This is a genomic window from Ancylobacter sp. IITR112, assembly GCF_041415945.1.
GTDB lineage: Bacteria > Pseudomonadota > Alphaproteobacteria > Rhizobiales > Xanthobacteraceae > Ancylobacter.
Genome location: NZ_JBGCUS010000001.1, coordinates 4,233,713 through 4,252,247, shown reverse-complemented (window position 1 = coordinate 4,252,247; position 18,535 = coordinate 4,233,713). Strand labels below are relative to the sequence as shown.

At 68.5% G+C, this 18,535-nt stretch carries 16 protein-coding genes; 5 read left to right on the top strand and 11 right to left on the bottom strand.

Features of this window, described 5'->3' with window-relative positions; translation table 11 throughout:
- Positions 1-63: 63 nt before the first annotated feature.
- The 6 genes from AAC979_RS20160 to AAC979_RS20135 form a co-directional block, all read right to left on the bottom strand.
- On the bottom strand, positions 64-3,498 hold the full coding sequence (locus AAC979_RS20160; RefSeq protein WP_371348666.1) for an error-prone DNA polymerase: 3,435 nt from the start codon (positions 3,496-3,498) through the stop codon (positions 64-66).
- A gap of 7 nt (positions 3,499-3,505) precedes the next feature.
- Positions 3,506-4,948, bottom strand: a complete 1,443-nt coding sequence (locus AAC979_RS20155) for a DNA polymerase Y family protein (RefSeq protein WP_371349109.1) — start codon at positions 4,946-4,948, stop codon at positions 3,506-3,508.
- A 70-nt stretch (positions 4,949-5,018) separates the two neighbouring features.
- On the bottom strand, positions 5,019-5,858 hold the full coding sequence (locus AAC979_RS20150; RefSeq protein WP_371348665.1) for an ImuA family protein: 840 nt from the start codon (positions 5,856-5,858) through the stop codon (positions 5,019-5,021).
- Between the two features lie 78 nt (positions 5,859-5,936).
- Positions 5,937-6,380 carry a GtrA family protein gene (locus AAC979_RS20145; RefSeq protein WP_371348664.1) on the bottom strand — a complete coding sequence of 148 codons (444 nt, stop codon included), beginning with the start codon at positions 6,378-6,380 and terminating at the stop codon, positions 5,937-5,939.
- Between the two features lie 8 nt (positions 6,381-6,388).
- Positions 6,389-8,140, bottom strand: coding sequence for an ArnT family glycosyltransferase (locus tag AAC979_RS20140; RefSeq protein ID WP_371348663.1), 1,752 nt, complete (start codon positions 8,138-8,140; stop codon positions 6,389-6,391).
- A complete protein-coding gene (locus AAC979_RS20135; protein ID WP_371349108.1) occupies positions 8,137-9,174 on the bottom strand; it encodes a glycosyltransferase family 2 protein in 1,038 nt (345 codons plus the stop codon). Before AAC979_RS20135 ends, AAC979_RS20140 begins: the two co-directional genes overlap by 4 nt.
- Before the next feature lie 122 nt (positions 9,175-9,296).
- Here AAC979_RS20135 and AAC979_RS20130 point away from each other — a divergent pair, with 122 nt between their 5' ends.
- Positions 9,297-10,199: a ChbG/HpnK family deacetylase gene (locus AAC979_RS20130; protein ID WP_371348661.1), complete on the top strand. Its 903-nt coding sequence runs from the start codon at positions 9,297-9,299 to the stop codon at positions 10,197-10,199.
- An 8-nt stretch (positions 10,200-10,207) separates the two neighbouring features.
- On the opposite strand, the gene AAC979_RS20125 is transcribed toward AAC979_RS20130, so the two are convergent.
- Positions 10,208-10,648: a DUF983 domain-containing protein gene (locus tag AAC979_RS20125; RefSeq protein WP_371349107.1), complete on the bottom strand. Its 441-nt coding sequence runs from the start codon at positions 10,646-10,648 to the stop codon at positions 10,208-10,210.
- A 278-nt stretch (positions 10,649-10,926) separates the two neighbouring features.
- Here AAC979_RS20125 and AAC979_RS20120 point away from each other — a divergent pair, with 278 nt between their 5' ends.
- The gene (locus tag AAC979_RS20120; RefSeq protein ID WP_371348660.1) at positions 10,927-11,139 is read left to right on the top strand and encodes a hypothetical protein; all 213 of its coding nucleotides are present in this window, start codon (positions 10,927-10,929) and stop codon (positions 11,137-11,139) included.
- A 21-nt stretch (positions 11,140-11,160) separates the two neighbouring features.
- Here the strand turns inward: AAC979_RS20120 and AAC979_RS20115 are convergent, their stop codons facing one another.
- The gene (locus tag AAC979_RS20115; RefSeq protein WP_371348659.1) at positions 11,161-11,823 is read right to left on the bottom strand and encodes an exopolysaccharide biosynthesis protein; all 663 of its coding nucleotides are present in this window, start codon (positions 11,821-11,823) and stop codon (positions 11,161-11,163) included.
- 387 nt (positions 11,824-12,210) lie between these two features.
- Here AAC979_RS20115 and AAC979_RS20110 point away from each other — a divergent pair, with 387 nt between their 5' ends.
- Positions 12,211-13,497, top strand: a complete 1,287-nt coding sequence (locus tag AAC979_RS20110) for an Hsp70 family protein (RefSeq protein WP_371348658.1) — start codon at positions 12,211-12,213, stop codon at positions 13,495-13,497.
- Here the strand turns inward: AAC979_RS20110 and AAC979_RS20105 are convergent.
- Positions 13,460-14,845, bottom strand: a complete 1,386-nt coding sequence (locus tag AAC979_RS20105; protein WP_371348657.1) for an aldehyde dehydrogenase family protein — start codon at positions 14,843-14,845, stop codon at positions 13,460-13,462. The two genes, AAC979_RS20110 and AAC979_RS20105, sit on opposite strands and share 38 nt — an antisense overlap.
- A 323-nt stretch (positions 14,846-15,168) precedes the next feature.
- On the opposite strand from AAC979_RS20105, the gene AAC979_RS20100 reads away from it, so the two are divergent.
- Entirely contained in the window at positions 15,169-16,650 is a 1,482-nt protein-coding gene (locus tag AAC979_RS20100; protein WP_371348656.1) for a diguanylate cyclase domain-containing protein, read from the top strand.
- Positions 16,651-16,680: 30 nt separating this feature from the next.
- Here AAC979_RS20100 and AAC979_RS20095 read toward each other — a convergent pair whose 3' ends face one another.
- Positions 16,681-17,106 (bottom strand): VOC family protein, encoded by a 426-nt coding sequence (locus AAC979_RS20095; protein ID WP_371348654.1) that lies wholly within the window; start codon positions 17,104-17,106, stop codon positions 16,681-16,683.
- 186 nt (positions 17,107-17,292) lie between these two features.
- Between AAC979_RS20095 and AAC979_RS20090 the strand changes: the two genes are divergently transcribed.
- Positions 17,293-18,066, top strand: coding sequence for a ferredoxin--NADP reductase (locus tag AAC979_RS20090; protein WP_371348653.1), 774 nt, complete (start codon positions 17,293-17,295; stop codon positions 18,064-18,066).
- A 38-nt stretch (positions 18,067-18,104) separates the two neighbouring features.
- Here AAC979_RS20090 and AAC979_RS20085 read toward each other — a convergent pair whose 3' ends face one another.
- A complete protein-coding gene (locus tag AAC979_RS20085) occupies positions 18,105-18,416 on the bottom strand; it encodes a hypothetical protein (RefSeq protein WP_371348652.1) in 312 nt (103 codons plus the stop codon).
- Between the last annotated feature and the right edge of the window lie 119 nt (positions 18,417-18,535).

The window sequence follows — 18,535 nt, the reverse complement described above, 5'->3', positions numbered from 1 at the left end:
CTTAGGTCGCTCCCCGTCTAGCACCGAACCGGCCGCACGCGACAGGCCGGGCTGCCGGTGCCTTCAATGGAAATCCCGCGATTTCGGCAACACCCGCACCTGCCGGGGATGCCCCTGACCGCTGCGCCGGCCGGCGAGCAGATGCCCGGCGGGCGGGGGTTTCCCCTGCCCCCGCACATCTTCGCCCGGATCGGCCTGCGGCGAAGGCATGGCGCGCACATCCTCGAACAGGCGGGCGAGTTCGCCCGTGCGGTCGAATACACGCTCGCCCATCACATGCACTACGCCTTCCTTGCTTTTCTGCACCCTTCCCTCCACCACGACGAGCCGGGCGCCCATCACTTCCGCCCGGTAGCGCTCGAACTGGCGGGTCCACAGCAGCACATTGACGATGCCGGTCTCGTCTTCCAGCGTCATGAAGATGGCGTTGCCCTTGCCCGGCCGCTGGCGCACCAGCACGATGCCGGCCGCACGCAGCCGCACCCCGTCGCGCGCCGCCGCGACCTCGGCGCTGGAGGCCACGCCCTCGGCCGCGAACACCGCGCGCAGCATGCCCATCGGATGGCCTTTCAGCGACAGGCGCGTGGTCTGGTAATCAACTGCGATCTGCTCGGGCAGCGGCATGAGCGGCAGATGCGCGTCCGCATCGCTGCCGAGTTCGCGCGCCTGCGCGGCGGCGAACAAAGGCAGCGGCGTGTCGTCCGGTAGGCGGCGCATGGCCCAGGCGGCTTCGCGCCGGTCGAGCCCCATGGAGCGGCAGGCATCGGCATCCGCCAGCTTGGCGAGCGCCGCCGCCGGCAGGCGCGAGCGATGGGCAAGCGTCTCCACATCGTGCAGGAATCCCCGCTCCCGCGCCTCGACCAGTTGTCGGCTCCATTCCTCCTTGAAGCCATCGAGCTGGCGCAGGCCGAGCCGCAGCGCCAGCGGCACGCCCGGCGCGTCGCGCTCCAGCGTGTTGTCGTGGAAGCTGAAATTCACGTCCGGGCCACGGATCTCCACCCCGTGCTCGCGCGCATCGCGCACGATCTGCGCGGGGGCGTAGAAGCCCATGGGCTGCGAGTTGAGCAGCGCCGCGGCGAAGATCGCGGGGTAGCGGCATTTGAGGAAGGCGGAGATGTAGACCAGCTTGGCGAAGGAGGCAGCGTGGCTTTCCGGAAAGCCATATTCGCCGAAACCCTTGATCTGCTCGAAGCAGCGGGCGGCGAAGGCAGGGTCGTAGCCGCGCGCGCTCATCCGCTCCACCAGCAGCTTCTGGAAAGTGCCGATGGTGCCGTTATGGCGGAAGGTGGCCATGGCGCGGCGCAACCGGTTGGCCTCCGCATCGCTGAATTCCGCCGCCACCATGGCAAGGTGCATCGCCTGTTCCTGAAACAGCGGCACGCCGAGCGTGCGCGCCAGCACCTCGCGCAGCTCGTCGGGATTGTGCGGCGGAGCCGGCGAGGGGTAGTTCTCCTTTTCCAGCCCGTCGCGCCGGCGCAGATAGGGGTGCACCATGTCGCCCTGGATCGGGCCGGGGCGGACAATGGCGACCTGGATGACGAGGTCGTAGAGCCGGCGCGGCTTCAGGCGCGGCAGCATGTTGATCTGGGCCCGGCTTTCCACCTGGAACACGCCGATGGAATCGCCCTTGCACAGCATGTCGTAGACATCGGGTTGCTCGCGCGGCACCTCGGCGAGGCCCCAGTCGATTTCCTCATGCGCGCGCAGGAGATCGAGCGACTTGCGGATGCAGGTGAGCATGCCGAGCGCCAGCACGTCGACCTTGAGCAGGCCAAGTGTGTCGATATCGTCCTTGTCCCATTCGATGAAGGTACGGTCCTTCATCGCGGCATTGCCGATCGGCACCGTCTCGTCGAGCCGGTGCTGGGTCAGCACAAAGCCGCCGACATGCTGGGAGAGGTGGCGGGGAAAGCCGAGCAGGCGCGTGGCGAGGCCGATCGCCCGCGCCACCATCGGGTTCGACGGGTCGAGCCCGGCCTCGCGCGCCTGGCGCTGGTCGATCTCGCGCCCCCAACTGCCCCACACAGTGCCGGCGAGGCGGGCGGTGATGTCCTCGGTGAGGCCCATCGCCTTGCCGACATCGCGGATGGCGCTCTTCGGGCGATAGGAAATGACCGTGGCGACAATGCCGGCCCGCTCCCGCCCATAGCGCTCATAGATGTACTGCATCACCTCCTCGCGCCGCTCATGCTCGAAATCGACGTCGATATCGGGCGGCTCGTTACGCTCGCGGGCGATGAAGCGGGAGAACAGCAAATTGCTGGTCGCGGGATCGACGGCGGTGATGCCGAGCACATAGCACACGGCGGAATTCGCCGCCGAGCCGCGCCCCTGGCAGAGAATGCCGCGCCGCTCGGCGAAATCGACGATGTCGCGGATGGTGAGGAAATAGGGCGCGTAGCCGAGCTCGCCTATCAGCCCCAGTTCCACCTTGAGCTGGCGCTCCACCTTGTCGGGCACGCCGTCGGGATAGCGGATGGCGGCGCGCTGGAAGGTCAGTTCCTCCAGCCGCTGCTGCGGGGTATAGCCGGGCGGCACCGGCTCCTGCGGGTACTCATATTTGAGCTGGCCAAGCGAGAAATCGAGGCAGGCCAGATAGGCTGCGATTTCCTCCACCGCCTCCGGCGCCGCGCGGAACAGCCGCGCCATCTCCGCCGGGCTTTTCAGGTGGCGTTCGGCATTGGCCTCCAGCCGCCGCCCCGCCGTCTCCAGCGTGACGCCTTCGCGGATGCAGGTGAGCACATCCTGCAGGTCGCGCTCATGGGGGTGATGGTAGAGCACGTCATTGGTGGCGAGGAGCGGCAGTCCCAGCTTCGCCCCCAGCGCCTTCAGCCCCGCCAGCCGGCGCCTGTCGGTGCCGCGCCGGCGCATCGTGGCGCCGAGCCACAGCGCGCCGGGCGCCGCCTCTTTTAGCGACGCCAGGAGGGGGATCAGCGTCGGAAGCCCATTAGCCGGCATATCGTCCGGCGGCATCAGGATGAGCGAGAGCCCGCCGGCATCGGCCAGCAGGTCGTCGAGCAGCAGCCTGCACTCTCCCTTGCCAACCCGCAGATTGCCCTGGGTGAGCAGCCGGCACAGCCTTGCCCAGCCGGCGCGCGTCTGCGCATGGGCGACGATGTCGGGGGTTCCATCGGCAAAGACCAGCCGCGCCCCCACGGCGAGGGTGAAGGGTAGCGCCGCCTCGCGCCCGGCATCGGCCGCCGCCTCCGCCCGGTGGCGCAACACGCGGGTAAGAAGATCGTCTTCCTCCACCCCTGCTGGTGCGGGGGGCGGGTGCCCGTTCCGCCGCGCGGTCCAGAAGGCGGCGTAACGCTCGGCGAGTTCCTTCACCGCCGCATGGGCGCGCACCACCCCGGCCACGCTGTTGCGGTCGGCGATGCCGAGCCCGGCCTGGCCGAGGATCAGCGCCTGCGCCACCAGATCGCCCGCGCTGGACGCTCCGCGCAGGAAGGAGAAGTTCGAAGCGGCGACGAGTTCCGCATAGAAGGGCGCGCTCATCCCCGCCTCACGGAAACAGGCCGTGCACGAACCAGCGCGGCTGGTCGGCCTCGCCGTGCGCCTTGCGCTCGTAAAGGCCGGCGCGGAACAGCCAGAAGCGCCGGCCCTCGCGGTTTTCCACCCGGTAATAATCGCGCGTCGGTGCCATGTCGGGCCGGCGCCACCATTCCGGGGCGAGCCGCTCCGGCCCCTCGGCGCGGGCGACCTCATGCACCACCCGCCGCCAGCGGAAACGCAAGGGCGGGCCGTCCGGCACTTCGGCCAGCGCCTCCACCGGCTGGGGCGGGTCGAACAGGGTGAGCGGGCGCGCCGGCACGTCCGGCAGGGTCGGCGCAGGCACTGGCGCGGGCGCGGCGCCGGCCGGCACCAGCGCGCTGGCGCGGTCGGGGTCGTGAGTGTCGCGCTGAAGGAAGCGCAGCACCCGCTCGCGTCCCAGCCGCACGGCGAGCCGGTCGATCAGCGCGGCGACCTCCTCTTCCTCCACCGCGCGGCCATCGAGGCTCACCTGTGCCGGGGTGAGCTTCTCGGCCCGCAACACGCCGAGCCGCACGAGATCGAAGCCGAAGCCGGGATCGAGCGGGTCGGCCAGCGCCTCGATCCGATCGCGCCAGAGCCGGGCGAGCGCCGCGCCGTCGCGCAGCGGCCGCGCGGTCTCGATCCGCAGCCGCCGTACGGCGCCATCCGTGCGGAAAAAGCTGGCCTCAAAAGCCCGCCCGCCCTCGCCACGCGCTTCCAGCATCAAGGCGAGATCGTCGACCAGCCGGGCGAGCGTCGCCTCGATGTCGGCACTGCGGGCGATGGGCTCGGCGAAGCGCCGCTCGGCAATGCATTCCGGCAACGGGCGGCGCGGTACCAGACGCGCATCCTCGCGCCCGAGCGTGCGCGCCAGCCGCCTGAGCAGATCCTCACCGAAGCGGGCCGCGAGCGGCGTGCCGGGGCGGGCGGCAAGGTCGCCAATGGTCTTGAGCCCGGCGCGGGACAGCCCGGTGACGATGTCCGCGCTTACCCCGAGCCGGGCGACGGGCAGGCCGGCCACCGCCGGCGCCTCCCCGCCCGGTGGCACCACCCCGCCCTTGCCGGAACGGGCGAGCGCCCGGGCGGCATCCGGCGTGCCGGCGATGACGGCGTGAGCCTCGAGGCCATGGCGCTGGAGATGGGCGAGCAGGCGGAGGCGCAGCGCCGCCTCGCCGCCGAAGAGATGCGCGCAGCCGGTGATGTCGAGCATGAGCCCGTCCGGCACGCCATCGGGCATGTCGAGCGCCACCAGCGGGGTCCAGCGGTCGCAATCATCCGCCACCTCCTCCAGAAAGGCCGCATCGGCGGCGGGGTCGTGATCCAGCACGGCGAGATCGGGCACGCGGGCGCGCGCATCCGCCAGCGTCAGGCCGGGGGCGAGCCCAGCCCGGCGCGCGGCCCGGTCGAGCGCGGCGAGGCGCAGCGCGTTCTGCAGCTTCTCGACGAAGACCAGCGGTGCCGGGGCGAAGGGATCGTCCCCCGTCCCCGCTGCCGCCCGCCCGCCCTCAGCCGGCGCGGCGCAGCGCGAGGACATCGCCCCGCCGCGCCTCCGGCGCAGCCGCGCGATCCGGTCGGCCGGCAGGAACGGGAACCACAGCGCGAGATAGCGGGTCGAGGTCGCGGAAGGTACAGGCCTCATGGTCCCACTCCAATGTCCAGTCGCCGCCCTCCACCGGCCGCCCGCCCTCGCCGCCGCGATGGCGCAGCAGGGTGGCGCGGAAGGCCGGCGCCCCCGGCGCGTCCCCCTCCAGCGGGAGGGAGGCCGCCGGCGCCACGCGCCAGCGCGTCGCCACCGCCGTGGGAGCCGGCTGCGCAGCGGCGTGCAGCAGAAAGCTCGTCACCCCGGAGGAGGAGGCCCGCAGGCCGAGACGGCGCGTCGCGGTGAGGTCGAGCGCCTTCGGCGTGCCCCAGATCTCGATCAGCAGCCCGCCGAGCCCGGCGCAACGCACCGCATCGCCGGCGGCGCGCAGCACCTCCGCCCCGTCGCGCGCCCGCACCAGGAGGAGACGGGCCGGGTCCAGCCCGAGCGCGGCGAAGCCCGGCGCGTCGAGCCGGCCGAACTCGACCTCCGCCATGTCCTGGCGCACCCACACAAGCGGGCGCCCCTCCCCGGCCCCGCCGGGTCGGGCGCGCTGCGCCAGCGCCAGCACGAAGCCGGTGGCGGCGGGCATGTCGGCGTTCGCCACCGCCTGCACCTCATGCAGCGCGCCGCGGGCAAGGCGCACGCCACCGGCCTCGGGGCCCGCGGCGCCGAGGGAGAAGTACTGGTCGACGCCGGGTAGACGCTCCGCCTCCAGCCCGGCGAGCATCTGCCGCAGCGCCGCCACATCGCGGATCGGGTCCATGGGGCGCTCATATGTTCATGTTTTGTTCCTTCTAAAACGACTCCATCCGCGCCGAGAGTCAAGCCGTCTTGAAAAGACTCACCCCTGCTTCGGAGGCCGCGCCGGGTGCGCCGCCCGGAATGTCCACAAGGCATTGCCGGCATAGTGCCAGAGCACCAGAAGCCCGGTGACAAGGATTTGCGCCGGCAGATAGGGCGCGGCAAGAGGACCGGTGAGCAGCGTCATCAACAGCGCGTTCAGCGCCAGACCGATCCCGGCGACGGTGAAGAACTTCGCCATGGCCTCGCCATGCGGCTTCGACGAGCGAAACACCAGCCGCCGACCGAGCTGGTAGTTCACCAGTCCACCGACAACGAAGCCGGCGCAGGAACCGGCCACTGGCCCGGCAAGGCCACTCTGAACCAGCGAGATCAGCACGGCATATTGCGCCAGCGTGCCGACGCCGCCGAACGCGGCGAACAGCAGCAAATGGCGCAGCCGCGTGACCAGCGCGGCCTTCCACCCCGGCACGGCCCCGCTCATGCGCGCCCTCACGGCTTGGCTTTGGCGACCAGAGCACCGGCCGGCGCGCCGGCGGCAGGCACCGCCCCGCCATCCTTCTGCGACACGACGGGCGCGTCGAGGTCCGGCCCGTCATCGTCCCGGTCCGGCACCTCCACAGGCATGTGCCGCAGCCGCTGGTCACGCACCGTAGCGAAGGCTATGCCCATGCGGCTCACCGTCGCATAGGGCAGGCCCGGCGCCGCGTCGCAGCCGACATTGAACGCGGTCAGGATGAAATCGGCATCCTCCCATTCCTCCACCGCCTCGAATTGCGGCCCGAGATAAGTCAGCGCCTGCACATCCTCGGCACAGACGGAGACCTTGTAGGGATGCGCTGGCGGCTTCTCGCGCTCGACGCCATGGCGCAGGGTCAGCGCCGCTTCGCGCAGGCTCGACGACCAGTAATCGCCCTCAAAGCGCCCCCAGGCGCCCGAGGTGCCGCCGACCATCTGGTTATAGGCGACATATTCGTAAGGGTGCAGCCGCCACAGCACCGAGGCGTTGAACAGGAACAGCCCCAGCGCCGCCAGGGCGAAGCCCGCCCCCGCCAGCCGAGCGCGCCGGCGCAGCGCCTGAAAGGCTCCCACCAGCCCCAGCGCCGCCAGCACCGTCACCGGCGGCAGCACGAAAAGAAAATGGCGGATTCCATTATAGAGCGGCGGATCGGTCAGCACCGCGACCGTGACCGGCACGAGGATGGCCAGCCCCAGGGGCAGGGCGACGAGCACCTTCTGCCCCGCCACACCCGCCCGACCCCGCGGCGAACGCAGTCGTGCCACCAGCGCCGACATCGCCAGCACCAGCCCGGCCAGCAGGCCGAACAGCGTCACTTCCGGCAACTTGATAACGAGATATTCCGGCATGTAGGTCGCCGGCAACTGGTCGATCGGCAGCAACTGGCCGTTGATCAGCGTCTTGAGATCGAAGCTGAAATGGCTGAAGGCGCCCATTGCCTTGAACAGGTTGGTCGGGGGAAGCACCGACCAGGGCCAGGTCGCCGCCATCAGGGTGAGCGCGATGAGGCCGGCCACCATCAGCCGGGGCAGCAGACGCAGCGGCAGGCGGATGTCGCGCAGCAGCAGCATCGCCGCTCCGAGAGTAACGGCGAGATAGAGAACCGCGAACACCCCGCCGACCCGCAGCCCCAGCGCGCAGCCGATCGCCACGCCGAGGCCGAGCACGGTGCGCCAGCGCGGCCGGGCCGGCAGTTCGCCCGCGAAGGCGGTGATGAAATACAGGCTCCACACCATGGCGGCGGCAAAGGGCACGTCCTTGGTGTGGGTGAACATCGCCCCGCCATACATGCCGGTGACAGCCAGCAGCAGCACCGCCACCACGCCCGCCCCCTCGCCGCCAAGGCGCGTCGCCAGCCGCCATGTGCCAATCAGGCCGACAAAGCCGAAACCGGCGGACAGCAGATGGCGCCACTCATAGAGCGGCAGCGGCACATAGGGCTCCAAGCCGGCCGCGATCAGGTCGAACAGCCCGCCATAGAGATAGAGGTTGATATAGTGGAAGGCGCGCTCGTCAGTGAAACCGCTCGCATACCAGGCCAGCAGCAACTGGCCATAGGTGTGCTGGACCGGCTCGTCATTGCTGATGCCGTAATCGCGGAAGGTCAGCACGATGAAGACCGCCACCGCCGCGAACACGGCGAGGCTGCCAAGGCGCACCAGCGAAAGGGAGCCGGCCTCCAGAGCCAGGCTCCGGGGGGCGCGATCGGAAGAAGCGAGGCTCACGAAGCAAAACCCTCGGGCACCAAAGCGGGCGCCGTCCGCATCTCGGCCCGCAGCGCAGCCGCCGGCAAGGCGGTGGGCGGAGCGAAACCGATCTCGTCGGCAATGAGGTAGAGCGGCCGGCGCTTCACCTCGGTGAAGATGCGCCCGACATATTCGCCAATGACGCCCAGGCTGATCAATTGCACCCCGGAGACGAACAGCAGGCTGACCATGATAGTCGGGAAGCCCGGGGTGCGCACCCCGTAGACCAGCGTTTCGCCCAGCAAATACAGGCCGTAAAGGCCCGAAATGCCGGCCAGTATCACGCCGGCCAGCGACCACACACGCAGCGGCACCATGGAGAAGGAGGACAGCCCGTCGACGGCATAGCGCAGCAGCCGCAGCGTGTTGAACGAACTCACCCCGCCCGCGCGTTCGGCCACTTCGAAATCGACCTCCTCCTGGCGGAAGCCGACCCAACTGGTGATGCCCTTCATGAAGCGGTTGCGCTCGGGCAGGGCGTTGATGGCGTCGACCACGCGGCGGTCGAACAGGCGGAAATCGCCCGCCCCTTCCGGGATTTCGACCTCGCAGAGCGCGTGGAAGAAATGATAGAAGCCGCGCGAGAACAGGCGCCGCCCCAAGGGATCGGTATGGCGCGAACGGCGCACGGCCGTCACCATCTGCGCGCCGGTTCGCCAGCGTTCGATCATTTCGGGGATGACCTCCGGCGGGTGCTGCAGGTCGGAATCCATCAGCACCACGATGTCGCCCACCGCCGCCCGCAGCCCGGCCGCCATCGCCGATTCCTTGCCGAAATTGCGGGCGAAGCGCAGCGCCTTGATGGCGGGATCCTGCGCGCCCAGCGCCGCCAGCAGCTCGAAGCTGCCGTCCCGGCTGCCATCGTCGACGAAGACGAACTCCCGCTGCAGGCCGGGATAGGCGTCGAGCACCGCGCATAGCCGCGCGTGCAGCGCCGCCAGGCAGCGCGCCTCATTATACACCGGCACCACGATCGAGATCAGGCTCGGCCACCTAGGAGAAGCTGTCATGATGATTTCAAGCTGATTTTACTTGATTGCGACCCCGTTGCCGGCGATGTTTACCTGAGGTAATCGCCTTACCCACAGTAAATACACGCTGACTTTCGCGAGGCTTGCATTGAGGTAGGCACCGATTGCGATTTTTGTTTGTCAGCGGCACGAGGGGAAGCATTCTGAAACCGATTGTCATCTGCGCCGACGATTACGGGCTGAGCGATGGCGTCAGCACCGCGATCGAGGAACTGATCGAGCACGGCCGGCTCTCCGCCACCGGCGCGATGACCGGACTACCGGGCTGGAAGCGGCGGGCTGCCGGGCTCAAGGCGCTGGTGGCGCGCCATCCCGCCGATATCGGCCTGCATTTCACCCTCACCGGCCAGCGGGCCCTCTCCCCGGCCAGGGGGCTGGCGCAGGACGGGCGCCTGCCGGAGATCGGCCATTTGGTGCTGCGGGCGGTAGCCGGAGCCCTGCCGCAACAGGCGCTGCGGGACGAATTGCGCGCCCAGCTCGACGCCTTCGAGGACGAATGGGGCGCGCCGCCCGATTTCATTGACGGGCACCAGCATGCCCATGCGCTGCCGGGTGTGCGCGGCATCCTCATCGCTGAGCTGGTGGCGCGCTACGGCGCGCGCCCGCCCTGGCTGCGCAACTGCACCGAGCCCCTCGCCTGGGCGCACCGGCGCCGGCTCGGCCTGCGCAAGGCGCTCATCGTCGGCACCCTCGCCTCTGGCAGCGCCCCGCGTGCGGCCAAGGCCGGCATCGCCAGCAATGACAGTTTTCGTGGCCTTTACGGTTTCACCGACACCCCGCCTTATCGCGAGGTGTTCCGGGCCAGCCTTGCCGGCCCCGGCGAGCGGGTGCTGGTGCATTGCCATCCCGGCCGCGTCGATGACGAGTTGCGCCGGCTCGACCCGCTCTTGGAGCCGCGCGAGCGCGAACTCGCCTATTTCCGCTCCGAGGCCTGTGGCGAGGATCTGGAACGCGCCGGCGTCCGCCCCGCCCGCTTCCACGAGACCGCGCCGGCGCCGATCAGATAGCGGAAGCGTCAGTCGCGAGCGGCGGCGCCGGGTTCGGGCGACTCGGATGTGACGAGGCGCCCCTCTTCGGCCTTGTAGTAATACTGGCTCGCCACCAGCCAACCCTTGAGCGGGCGCAGCGGCGGGATGCAGGTAAGGAGCAGCACCGGCAGGGTTGTGACCAGATGCACCCAATAGGGTGCCTGGAACGCCACTTCCAGCCACAGGCCGAAGATCACCGCCGGCACGCAGACGAAGCAGATGACGAAGAAGGCCGGACCGTCCGCCGGATCGGCGAAGGAATAGTCCAGCCCGCAGGCCTCGCAGCCGGGCGCCAGCTTGAGAAAGCCGTCAAACAGCCGGCCTTGACCGCAGCGCGGGCAGCAGCCGCGCATGCCGCACTGGAAGGGCGAGAGCCTGGGATAATGGCGGTCGGCCACTGGCACGGAGGGCAGGCGGACGGAAGACATCGGCACGGTGGACGCACGAACGGGGGAAGCACGGAAGGACATGGCGGCACTCCTGCACGCCCACGCACCGGCGGCACGCGACGTTGCAGTCAAGAAATAGAAGCAGCGCATACAATGTCAATACAATATCATATTGTATGCATCTTGACTGTATATCCTCTCCTCACGGCATTCATAGGCTCCAGCCGGTACCCGAGAGCGGGTCATTAACCAATTGCGTGCATGTTTCGGGGGATAAACGCCAAGGCGATTCGCCCGAACACGAGTCCTGAAGTCGCATGAGTAACGTCGTTCCGTTCCCCGTCCGCGTCGCTGCACCCGAGAGCGAGGACGCGCTCGACCTTGACCTCATCACCGCCGTCGACGTGGCCATACGCGACCTGCGCGACATCGCCTTCCGGCTGCGCGGCGATGTGAGCGGGCAGGAGCAGGCGCATGAGTGCCTGGACATGCTGACCCGCGCGCTGGAAGCAGCCCGCGCCCAGGGCTGACCCGACCGGATGGCCGGCGGCTCAGGCGATGAGCTGGTGCAGCAGGTACAGGCCGGCCTTGATGAAGGCCCAGATCACGCCGGAAACGACGCCGAGCGAGGCGACGGCGATGCCCATGCCGGCCAGAATCCATACGCCGTCGCGCTCCAGAATGCCGAGCGCGAGCACGCTGATCGCCAGCGCCGGCAGCATGTTGCCGAGCGGGATCGGCAGCACCAGAATCAGTGCCAGCACGAAGCACATCACGCCGACGATGTTCTCCGCCGGCGGATGCGCCAGCGTGCCAAGCCTCGGCCGCAGCAGCTTTTCCGCGCGGGCGAGCCAGGGCGTCGCCTTGCCGACGAACACGGCGAAGTCCTTGCGGGCGATGGAGCGGCGGGCGATGAGCGGCGGCAGCCAGGGCGACCAGCCCAGCGCAAGCTGCGCGGTGAGAAACACCAGCGGCGCGCCGAGCACAGAGGAGGTGCCGGGCGGGGTCGGCAGCACATTGGGCAGGGCGAAGATCAGCATCAGCGGCCCGAAGGCCCGCTCCTGCATCACCTTCAGCAGGTCGCCCACGGCGATGCGCTCGCGCGTCTCGTCCGCCGCAATGCCATTCAGCACCTCGGAGAGGCGAAGCGTCGCATCCGGCTCGGCGCTCGGCTGCGCGTCGGCACGCTCGTCGGTAGGCGGTAGAGACAGCACGGCGGGCGACACTCCTCCCGGAAACCGGCGACCGGGAACGCACGCGGCGCCCGTCGGATCAGGCCCCGATCGGGCCCAGGCCTTCACATAGGCACGGAATGTGACATTGGCCAGAACCTGGGCCAGAACCCGGTCTGCACGCCCGTGGCCGCACAGCGGCGGCGGGCGTCAGGTCCAGCTAAACAGGAAGGCGCCGACAGCCACCAGCGTGATGACCACCACGGCGATCGAGTGCTTCATCGTCCAATTGTGCAAGGTCATGGCGCGGCTTTCTCCCCGAGTGTCGTCAAGCTGTGGCCTCTCCGGCCGGCGGCGTCAACATCATGTCAGTTGAAGCGGGCGGGCGAAGCCTCTAGGGAAGGCGCCCCTTCCGGCGGGAGCCTTCCCATGATGTCGTGCGGCCTCGATTTCGGCACCTCCAACACCACCCTCGCCTTCTGGCGCGACGGCGGGCCGGTCCTTGCCGCGCTGGAAGCGGACAAGACCACCGTGCCGAGCGCCGTGTTCTACGACCGGCAGGGCCATCTCGCCATCGGCCGCACCGCTTTGGCGCGCTATGTCGAGGGCGATGACGGGCGGCTGATGCGTGCGCTCAAGGCGGTTCTGGGCAGCGCGCTGATCGAAGAAAAGACGCAGATCGGACGGCGCGCCATCGGCTTTCGCGAGGTGATCGCCGACTATCTCACCGTGGTGAAGACGCGGGCGCAAGCTGATGCCGGCGCCGCGCTCACCCACGTCGTGCTCGGGCGGCCGGTATTCTTCGTCGACGACGACGCAGCGGCGAATGCCAAGGCCGAGGACACGCTGCGCGCCATCGCCGCGGACATCGGCTTCGCCGAGGTCTCCACCCAGTTCGAGCCCATCGCCGCCGCGCTCGATTATGAGCAGCAGACAAAGGCCGAGGAAATCGCGCTCATCGCCGATATTGGCGGCGGCACCTCGGATTTCTCCATCGTCAGGCTCGGCCCCGCCCGCCGGGCGCGGGCGGATCGCAGCGACGACATCCTCGCCAATGACGGCGTGCGCATCGGCGGCACCGATTTCGACCGCACCCTCAGCCTTGGCACGCTGATGCCGCTGCTCGGCTTCCGCAGCCCGATGAAGCGGGCCGGCCGCGACGTGCCGAGCGGCTATTTCCATGAACTCGCGACCTGGTCGAGCATCAACAGGCTCTACACCCAGAAGACCCTGCGCGAGCTTCACGAGGTGCGGCGCGAGGCGGCCGAGCCGCACCGCGTGGAACGGCTGATCCGCGTCATCGAGGAGCAGCGCGGCCACACGCTGGCGATGGAGGCGGAAGCCGCCAAGATCGCCCTTGCCGAGGCGGAAGAGACGCGCATCGAGCTGGGCTGGCTGGAAGCCGGGCTGGCCGTCGGGTTGACCCCGGCGGAACTCGTCGCCCACACACAGGCGCTTGCCGAGCGCATCGCCCGCCGCGTCGGCCTCTGCCTCGCTCAGGCGGGGCTGGCGGCGGGGGGTATCGACGCGCTGTTCCTCACCGGCGGCTCGACGCGGCTCGCCCATGTGCGCGCCGCCATCCGCGCCGCCGTGCCTCAGGCGCGGGTGGTGGAGGGCGACACATTCGGCTCGGTCGGCACCGGCCTCGCCATCGAGGCCGCCCGGCGCTACGGCCCGCTCAGCCGTGGCGCAGATGGAAGGATTTCGGCCGCGTGAGCATCTCGAAGCCGATGCGCGAGAGCGAGGCCCCGCGCCCGGTGTCCTTCACCCCGGTCCAGGCGAGGCCGGGATCGAGATAATCGCAGCGATTCATGAACACCGTGCCGGTCTCGATCTCCTCGCCCAGCCGCTCGGCGACGTCGAGGTCCTTTGTCCACACCGAGGCGGTGAGGCCGTAAATGCTGTCATTCATCAGCGCCAGCGCCTGCGCGTCGTCCTTCACCTTCATGATGCCGACCACCGGACCGAAACTTTCCTCGCGCATCACCGACATGGTGTGGTCGACGCCGGTCAGCACCTGCGGCGCGAGATAGGGCGTGCCCTCCTTGTCCGCCGGGAAGCCGGCGGGGTCGATATGGGCCTTCGCGCCCTTGTCCACCGCCTCGCGGATCTGGCCGCGAATGAGGTCGGCGAAGCGCTTCTGCGCCATCGGTCCCAGCGTCGTCGCCTCGTCCAGCGGATTGCCCAGCACATAGCGCGAGGTCAGGTCAACGAAGCCGTCGACAAAGCGGTCATAGAGGCTCTCATGCACATAGATGCGCTCGATGCCGCAGCAGCACTGGCCGGAATTGTAGAAGGCGCCGTCGACCAGATTGCCCACCGCGAAATCAAGATCGGCATCGGCGCGCACATAGGCGGGGTCCTTGCCGCCAAGCTCCAGCCCCAGCGGGGTGAATGTGCCCGCTGCCGCCCGCTCGATGGCGCGCCCGCCTTCCACCGAGCCGGTGAAGTTGACAAAATCGACCGCTCCCGCGCCGATCAGCCGCGAGGTCTGCTCATGGGTGAGCACGAGATTGGCGAACAGCCCCTTGGGCAGTCCGGCGCGGTCCATCGCCATCTGGAACCGCTCGCCGACCAGAATGGTCTGCGCCGCATGTTTGAGCAGCACGGCGTTGCCGGCGATCAGCGCCGGGGCGATGGTATTGACGGCGGTGAGATAGGGATAGTTCCACGGCGCCACCACCAGTACGATCCCGAGCGGATCGCGCTTGATGTAGCGGGTGAAGCCCGGCCGGTCGTCATGCGGGATCACCGGCGCCAGCGCCTCCTCCGCCATGTCGACGACATAGCGCACCCGCTCCTCGAAGCCGCCGAACTCGCCGCCATAGCGCACGGGACGGCCCATTTGTTGCGCCAGTTCCGGCACGATCTCCTGGTTCATCGCCAGCATGGCGTCGAGAAAGCGCAGCACATGGCCGGCGCGCTCATGGATCGGCACCCGCCGCCATTCCCGCTGCGCCGCGCGCGCCTCGCTCACCGCCCGCGCCAGCTCCGCCTCGGAGGCCGCCGGACGGCGCGCCAATTCCTGACCGTCAATCGGCGAAATACAGACAATATCGCTCATGCCACACCTGAACCCGGCTCGCGGAGGGGGCTCCGCGGTTATAGGAAGATATAAGATACTGAGGGACGGTACAGCCCCGGCGGTGCCGCCCACGCCTTGCCGCCCCGGCCGGCCGGAAGCCATACGGGCGTCGATGAGGCGGCCGGGGGGCCCTCCGCACCCGCCTGTTCATTATTGCCGGTTGCAGACCGCGTGAAACTCGCCTAATTCCGCCAAATCGGGGTGATCGGCCTTATCTTACCCCCACCCACGGCCCGGAATGCGTCAGGTTACTCATGCCACAGCTTCCTGAACCTCCCCGTCACACCGGTCGGTACCGCGCGATGAAGCCGAACAAATCGAGCGTGTCTCCGCTGGAGCCGCGTCTCGCCGCCCGCGACGAACGGGGTGAGGACGGGGCCATGTTCGAACTGGCGCCGATCTCGCTGTGGCTGGAGGATTTCAGCGGGGTGCGCGCGCTGTTCGAGCGCTGGCGGGCCGAGGGCGTGACCTCGCTGCGCGATCATCTGCGCGGGCGCCCGGACCGGGTGAAGGAATGTTCGGCGCGCATCAAGGTTCTCAAGGTGAACCAGCGCACGCTCAGCCTGTTCGAGGCGACCAGCCTGCCGCATCTCGTCGCCAATCTCGACAAGGTGTTCCGCGACGACATGCTCGTCACCCATGTCGAGGAACTGTCGCAGCTCTGGGACGGGCATACCAGCTTCGCCAGCCAGGCGGTCAACTACACGTTGAGCGGTCAGCGGCTCGACATCCAGCTCAAGGGCGTCGTCCTGCCCGGTCATGAAGAGAGCCTCGGCCGCGTCCTGCTTTCCGCCGAAGATGTCACCGCGCGGGAAACCGCGCGCCGCCAGGCCGCCAATGCCGAGCGCTACGCGACCGGCCTGTTCCAGCACTCGCCGGTGTCGCTGTGGGTCGAGGATTTCTCGACCATCAAGCAGTTGATGGACGATCTGCGTTCGCGCGGCATCGAGGATTTCCGCGTGTTCACCGATGTGCATCCGGAATTCGTCGAGCGCTGTCTCAGCGAAATCCGTGTGATCGAGGTCAATCGCCACACGCTTGAGATGTTCGGCGCCGCCAGCACCGCCGAGCTGGTCGAGAACACGGCGGAGATTTTCCGCAGCGAGATGCATCGGCATTTCCGCGAGCAGCTCATCGAATTGTGGAACGGCCGGCTGTTCCACACGCGCGAGGTGGTGAACTACACCCTGTCCGGCGAGATGCTGCATGTGCATCTGCAGTTTTCGGTACTACCCGGGCATGAGGGCGACTGGTCACTGGTACAGGTGGCGCTGACCGACATCACCGCACGCAAGAAAGCCGAAGCCTATCTAGAATATCTCGGCCGGCACGATGTGCTGACAAAGCTCCACAACCGCACCTTCTATGTCGATGAACTGAACCGGCTGGAGCGGCGCGGGCCGTTCCCGGTCACCGTCATTTCGATCCATCTCAACGGCCTGCGGCGCGTCAACGAGCAGCTTGGCCAGGCGGCAGGCGACATGCTGCTGCGCCGCGCCGGCGAGATCATCGCCAAGGCGGTGGACCCGCAGCACTGCGCGGCGCGCGTCGCCGGCAATGAGTTCGTGGTCCTCCTGCCCGGCACTGATGCCGAAGTCGGCCATTCCGTGATGGAAAACATCCGCGAACTGGCCGCGCTCAACAACCAGTTCTATTCCGCCAGCACGCTCAGCCTGTCGCTCGGTCACGCCACCAGCAGCCCCGGCGAACGGCTCGAAGCCGTTGTGCGCCGGGCCGAGGCGGCGCGGGCGGAGGAGCGCCGCAGCGCCACCCACGGCGCCTGACCTCCCCGCCCGCCCGGCAGCCGCACCGCTTCAGGCGCCGCCGCGAACGGTCAGCTCTTCCAGCTCGGCCAGATGCACGAAGCACAGCTTGTTGCCCTCGGGGTCGCGGCCATAGGCGCCGTAATAATCGGGCGCGTAGTTCGGCCGCAGGCCCGGAGCGCCCTCGTCGAAGCCGCCATTCTCCACCAGCGCCCGCCAGGCCGCGTCGACCGCCGCCGGCGAAGGCGCGGCGAAGCTCACCTGCGTGCCATTGCCCCAGCTCGCCGGCAGGCCGTTAAACGGCAGTTGCACGAAGAATTGCGGCCAGCGGCTCCCCGGCATCACCCACATCGCGCCGGCCGGCCCGCCATCGGAGGGCTCGTCGACGCGCACCAGCCCCAGCGGCGCCAACACCGCGTCGTAAAAGCCGGTCAGCCGGTCGAGATCGCGGGCGCCGAGAATGATGTGGCTGAACATGGGGTCTCCTTGATCCTGCTCATGGTCCGGCCGCGCCGGCGGCGCATGGTTTCCCGGCCGGTGGACGATGCGCAAGCCCCGCCGGCGCGAGAGAGGGTCGACACCGGCGCGAATGCGCAGTAAACGGGGTCCAAGAATTACATCAGCTTCCAGTTTGTTGGAAGTTTTCACTTTTACGGATTGTAAATGAGCAATCTCCACACAGAGCGCGTGCTGTCGGTCCACCACTGGACCGACAACCTCTTCACCTTCACCACCACGCGCGACCCGGCGCTGCGGTTCAAGAATGGCCAGTTCGTGATGATCGGGCTTCAGGTCGACGGCAAGCCGCTGCTGCGGGCCTATTCCATTGCCAGCGCCAATTATGAGGAGACGCTGGAGTTCTTCTCGATCAAGGTGGCCAACGGCCCGCTCACCTCGCGGCTGCAGCATCTGAAAGTGGGAGACGAGGTGATCGTCGGACGCAAGCCGACGGGCACGCTGCTGGTGGATTATCTCGTCCCCGGCCGCCGGCTGTATCTTCTGTCCACCGGCACCGGCCTCGCCCCGTTCATGAGCCTGATCAAGGACCCGGAGACCTATGAGGCCTATGAAAAGGTGATCCTGGTGCACGGCGTGCGCACGGTCGGCGAACTCGCCTATCAGGACTTCATCGAGAAGGAACTGCCGGACAACGAGTTCTTCGGCGACATGGTGCGCGAGAAGCTCATCTATTACCCCACGGTGACGCGCGAGCCCTATCGCAACCAGGGCCGCATCACCGATCTCATCACGTCAGGCAAGCTGTTCACCGATCTCGGCCTGCCCCCCCTCGACAAGGAAGACGACCGCGTCATGCTGTGCGGCAGCCCGCAATTGCTCGACGATATGCGCGTCATCCTGAAGGAGAGGGGCTTCGAGGAAGGTTCGACCACCGAGCCGGGCGATTTCGTGATCGAAAAGGCCTTCGTGGAGAAGTGACGCCACGGCCATGGGGCGCCACGCCTCGGGTTGCGCGGCTAGCGCACCCGGCGGTCGGAATCCCAGCGGTCGCGGTCGGCGCGAGCCGCTTCCTCGGGCGACAGCACCCGGTACTCGGCCTCGATGATCTCGGGGCCGCCCGTGGCGCCGGTGCGACGCCGCCCGCCGAACAGGCGATAGGCGAGGCCCGCGATCACGATGATGGGGAAGACCACGAGGAACACGCTGGCCGCGACGAGGGCCAGCGCCGTGCCGAGCGCCAGCGCGACGGCAATGACGATCGCCACCTGCCACCAGCTCACCTTGCGCACGGTGAAACGCATGCGATCGAACGGATCGGTCGAGCTCATCCTGTAGGTCTTTCCTCCTGGCGCAGTCCTTCCGCGCTGTGGCGATATGGGGAGCCGTCACGCGGCAGTCCAGCGCCGCCTGTGCAATTTCGATGACATCGCGCCGCCATGGCTTACCA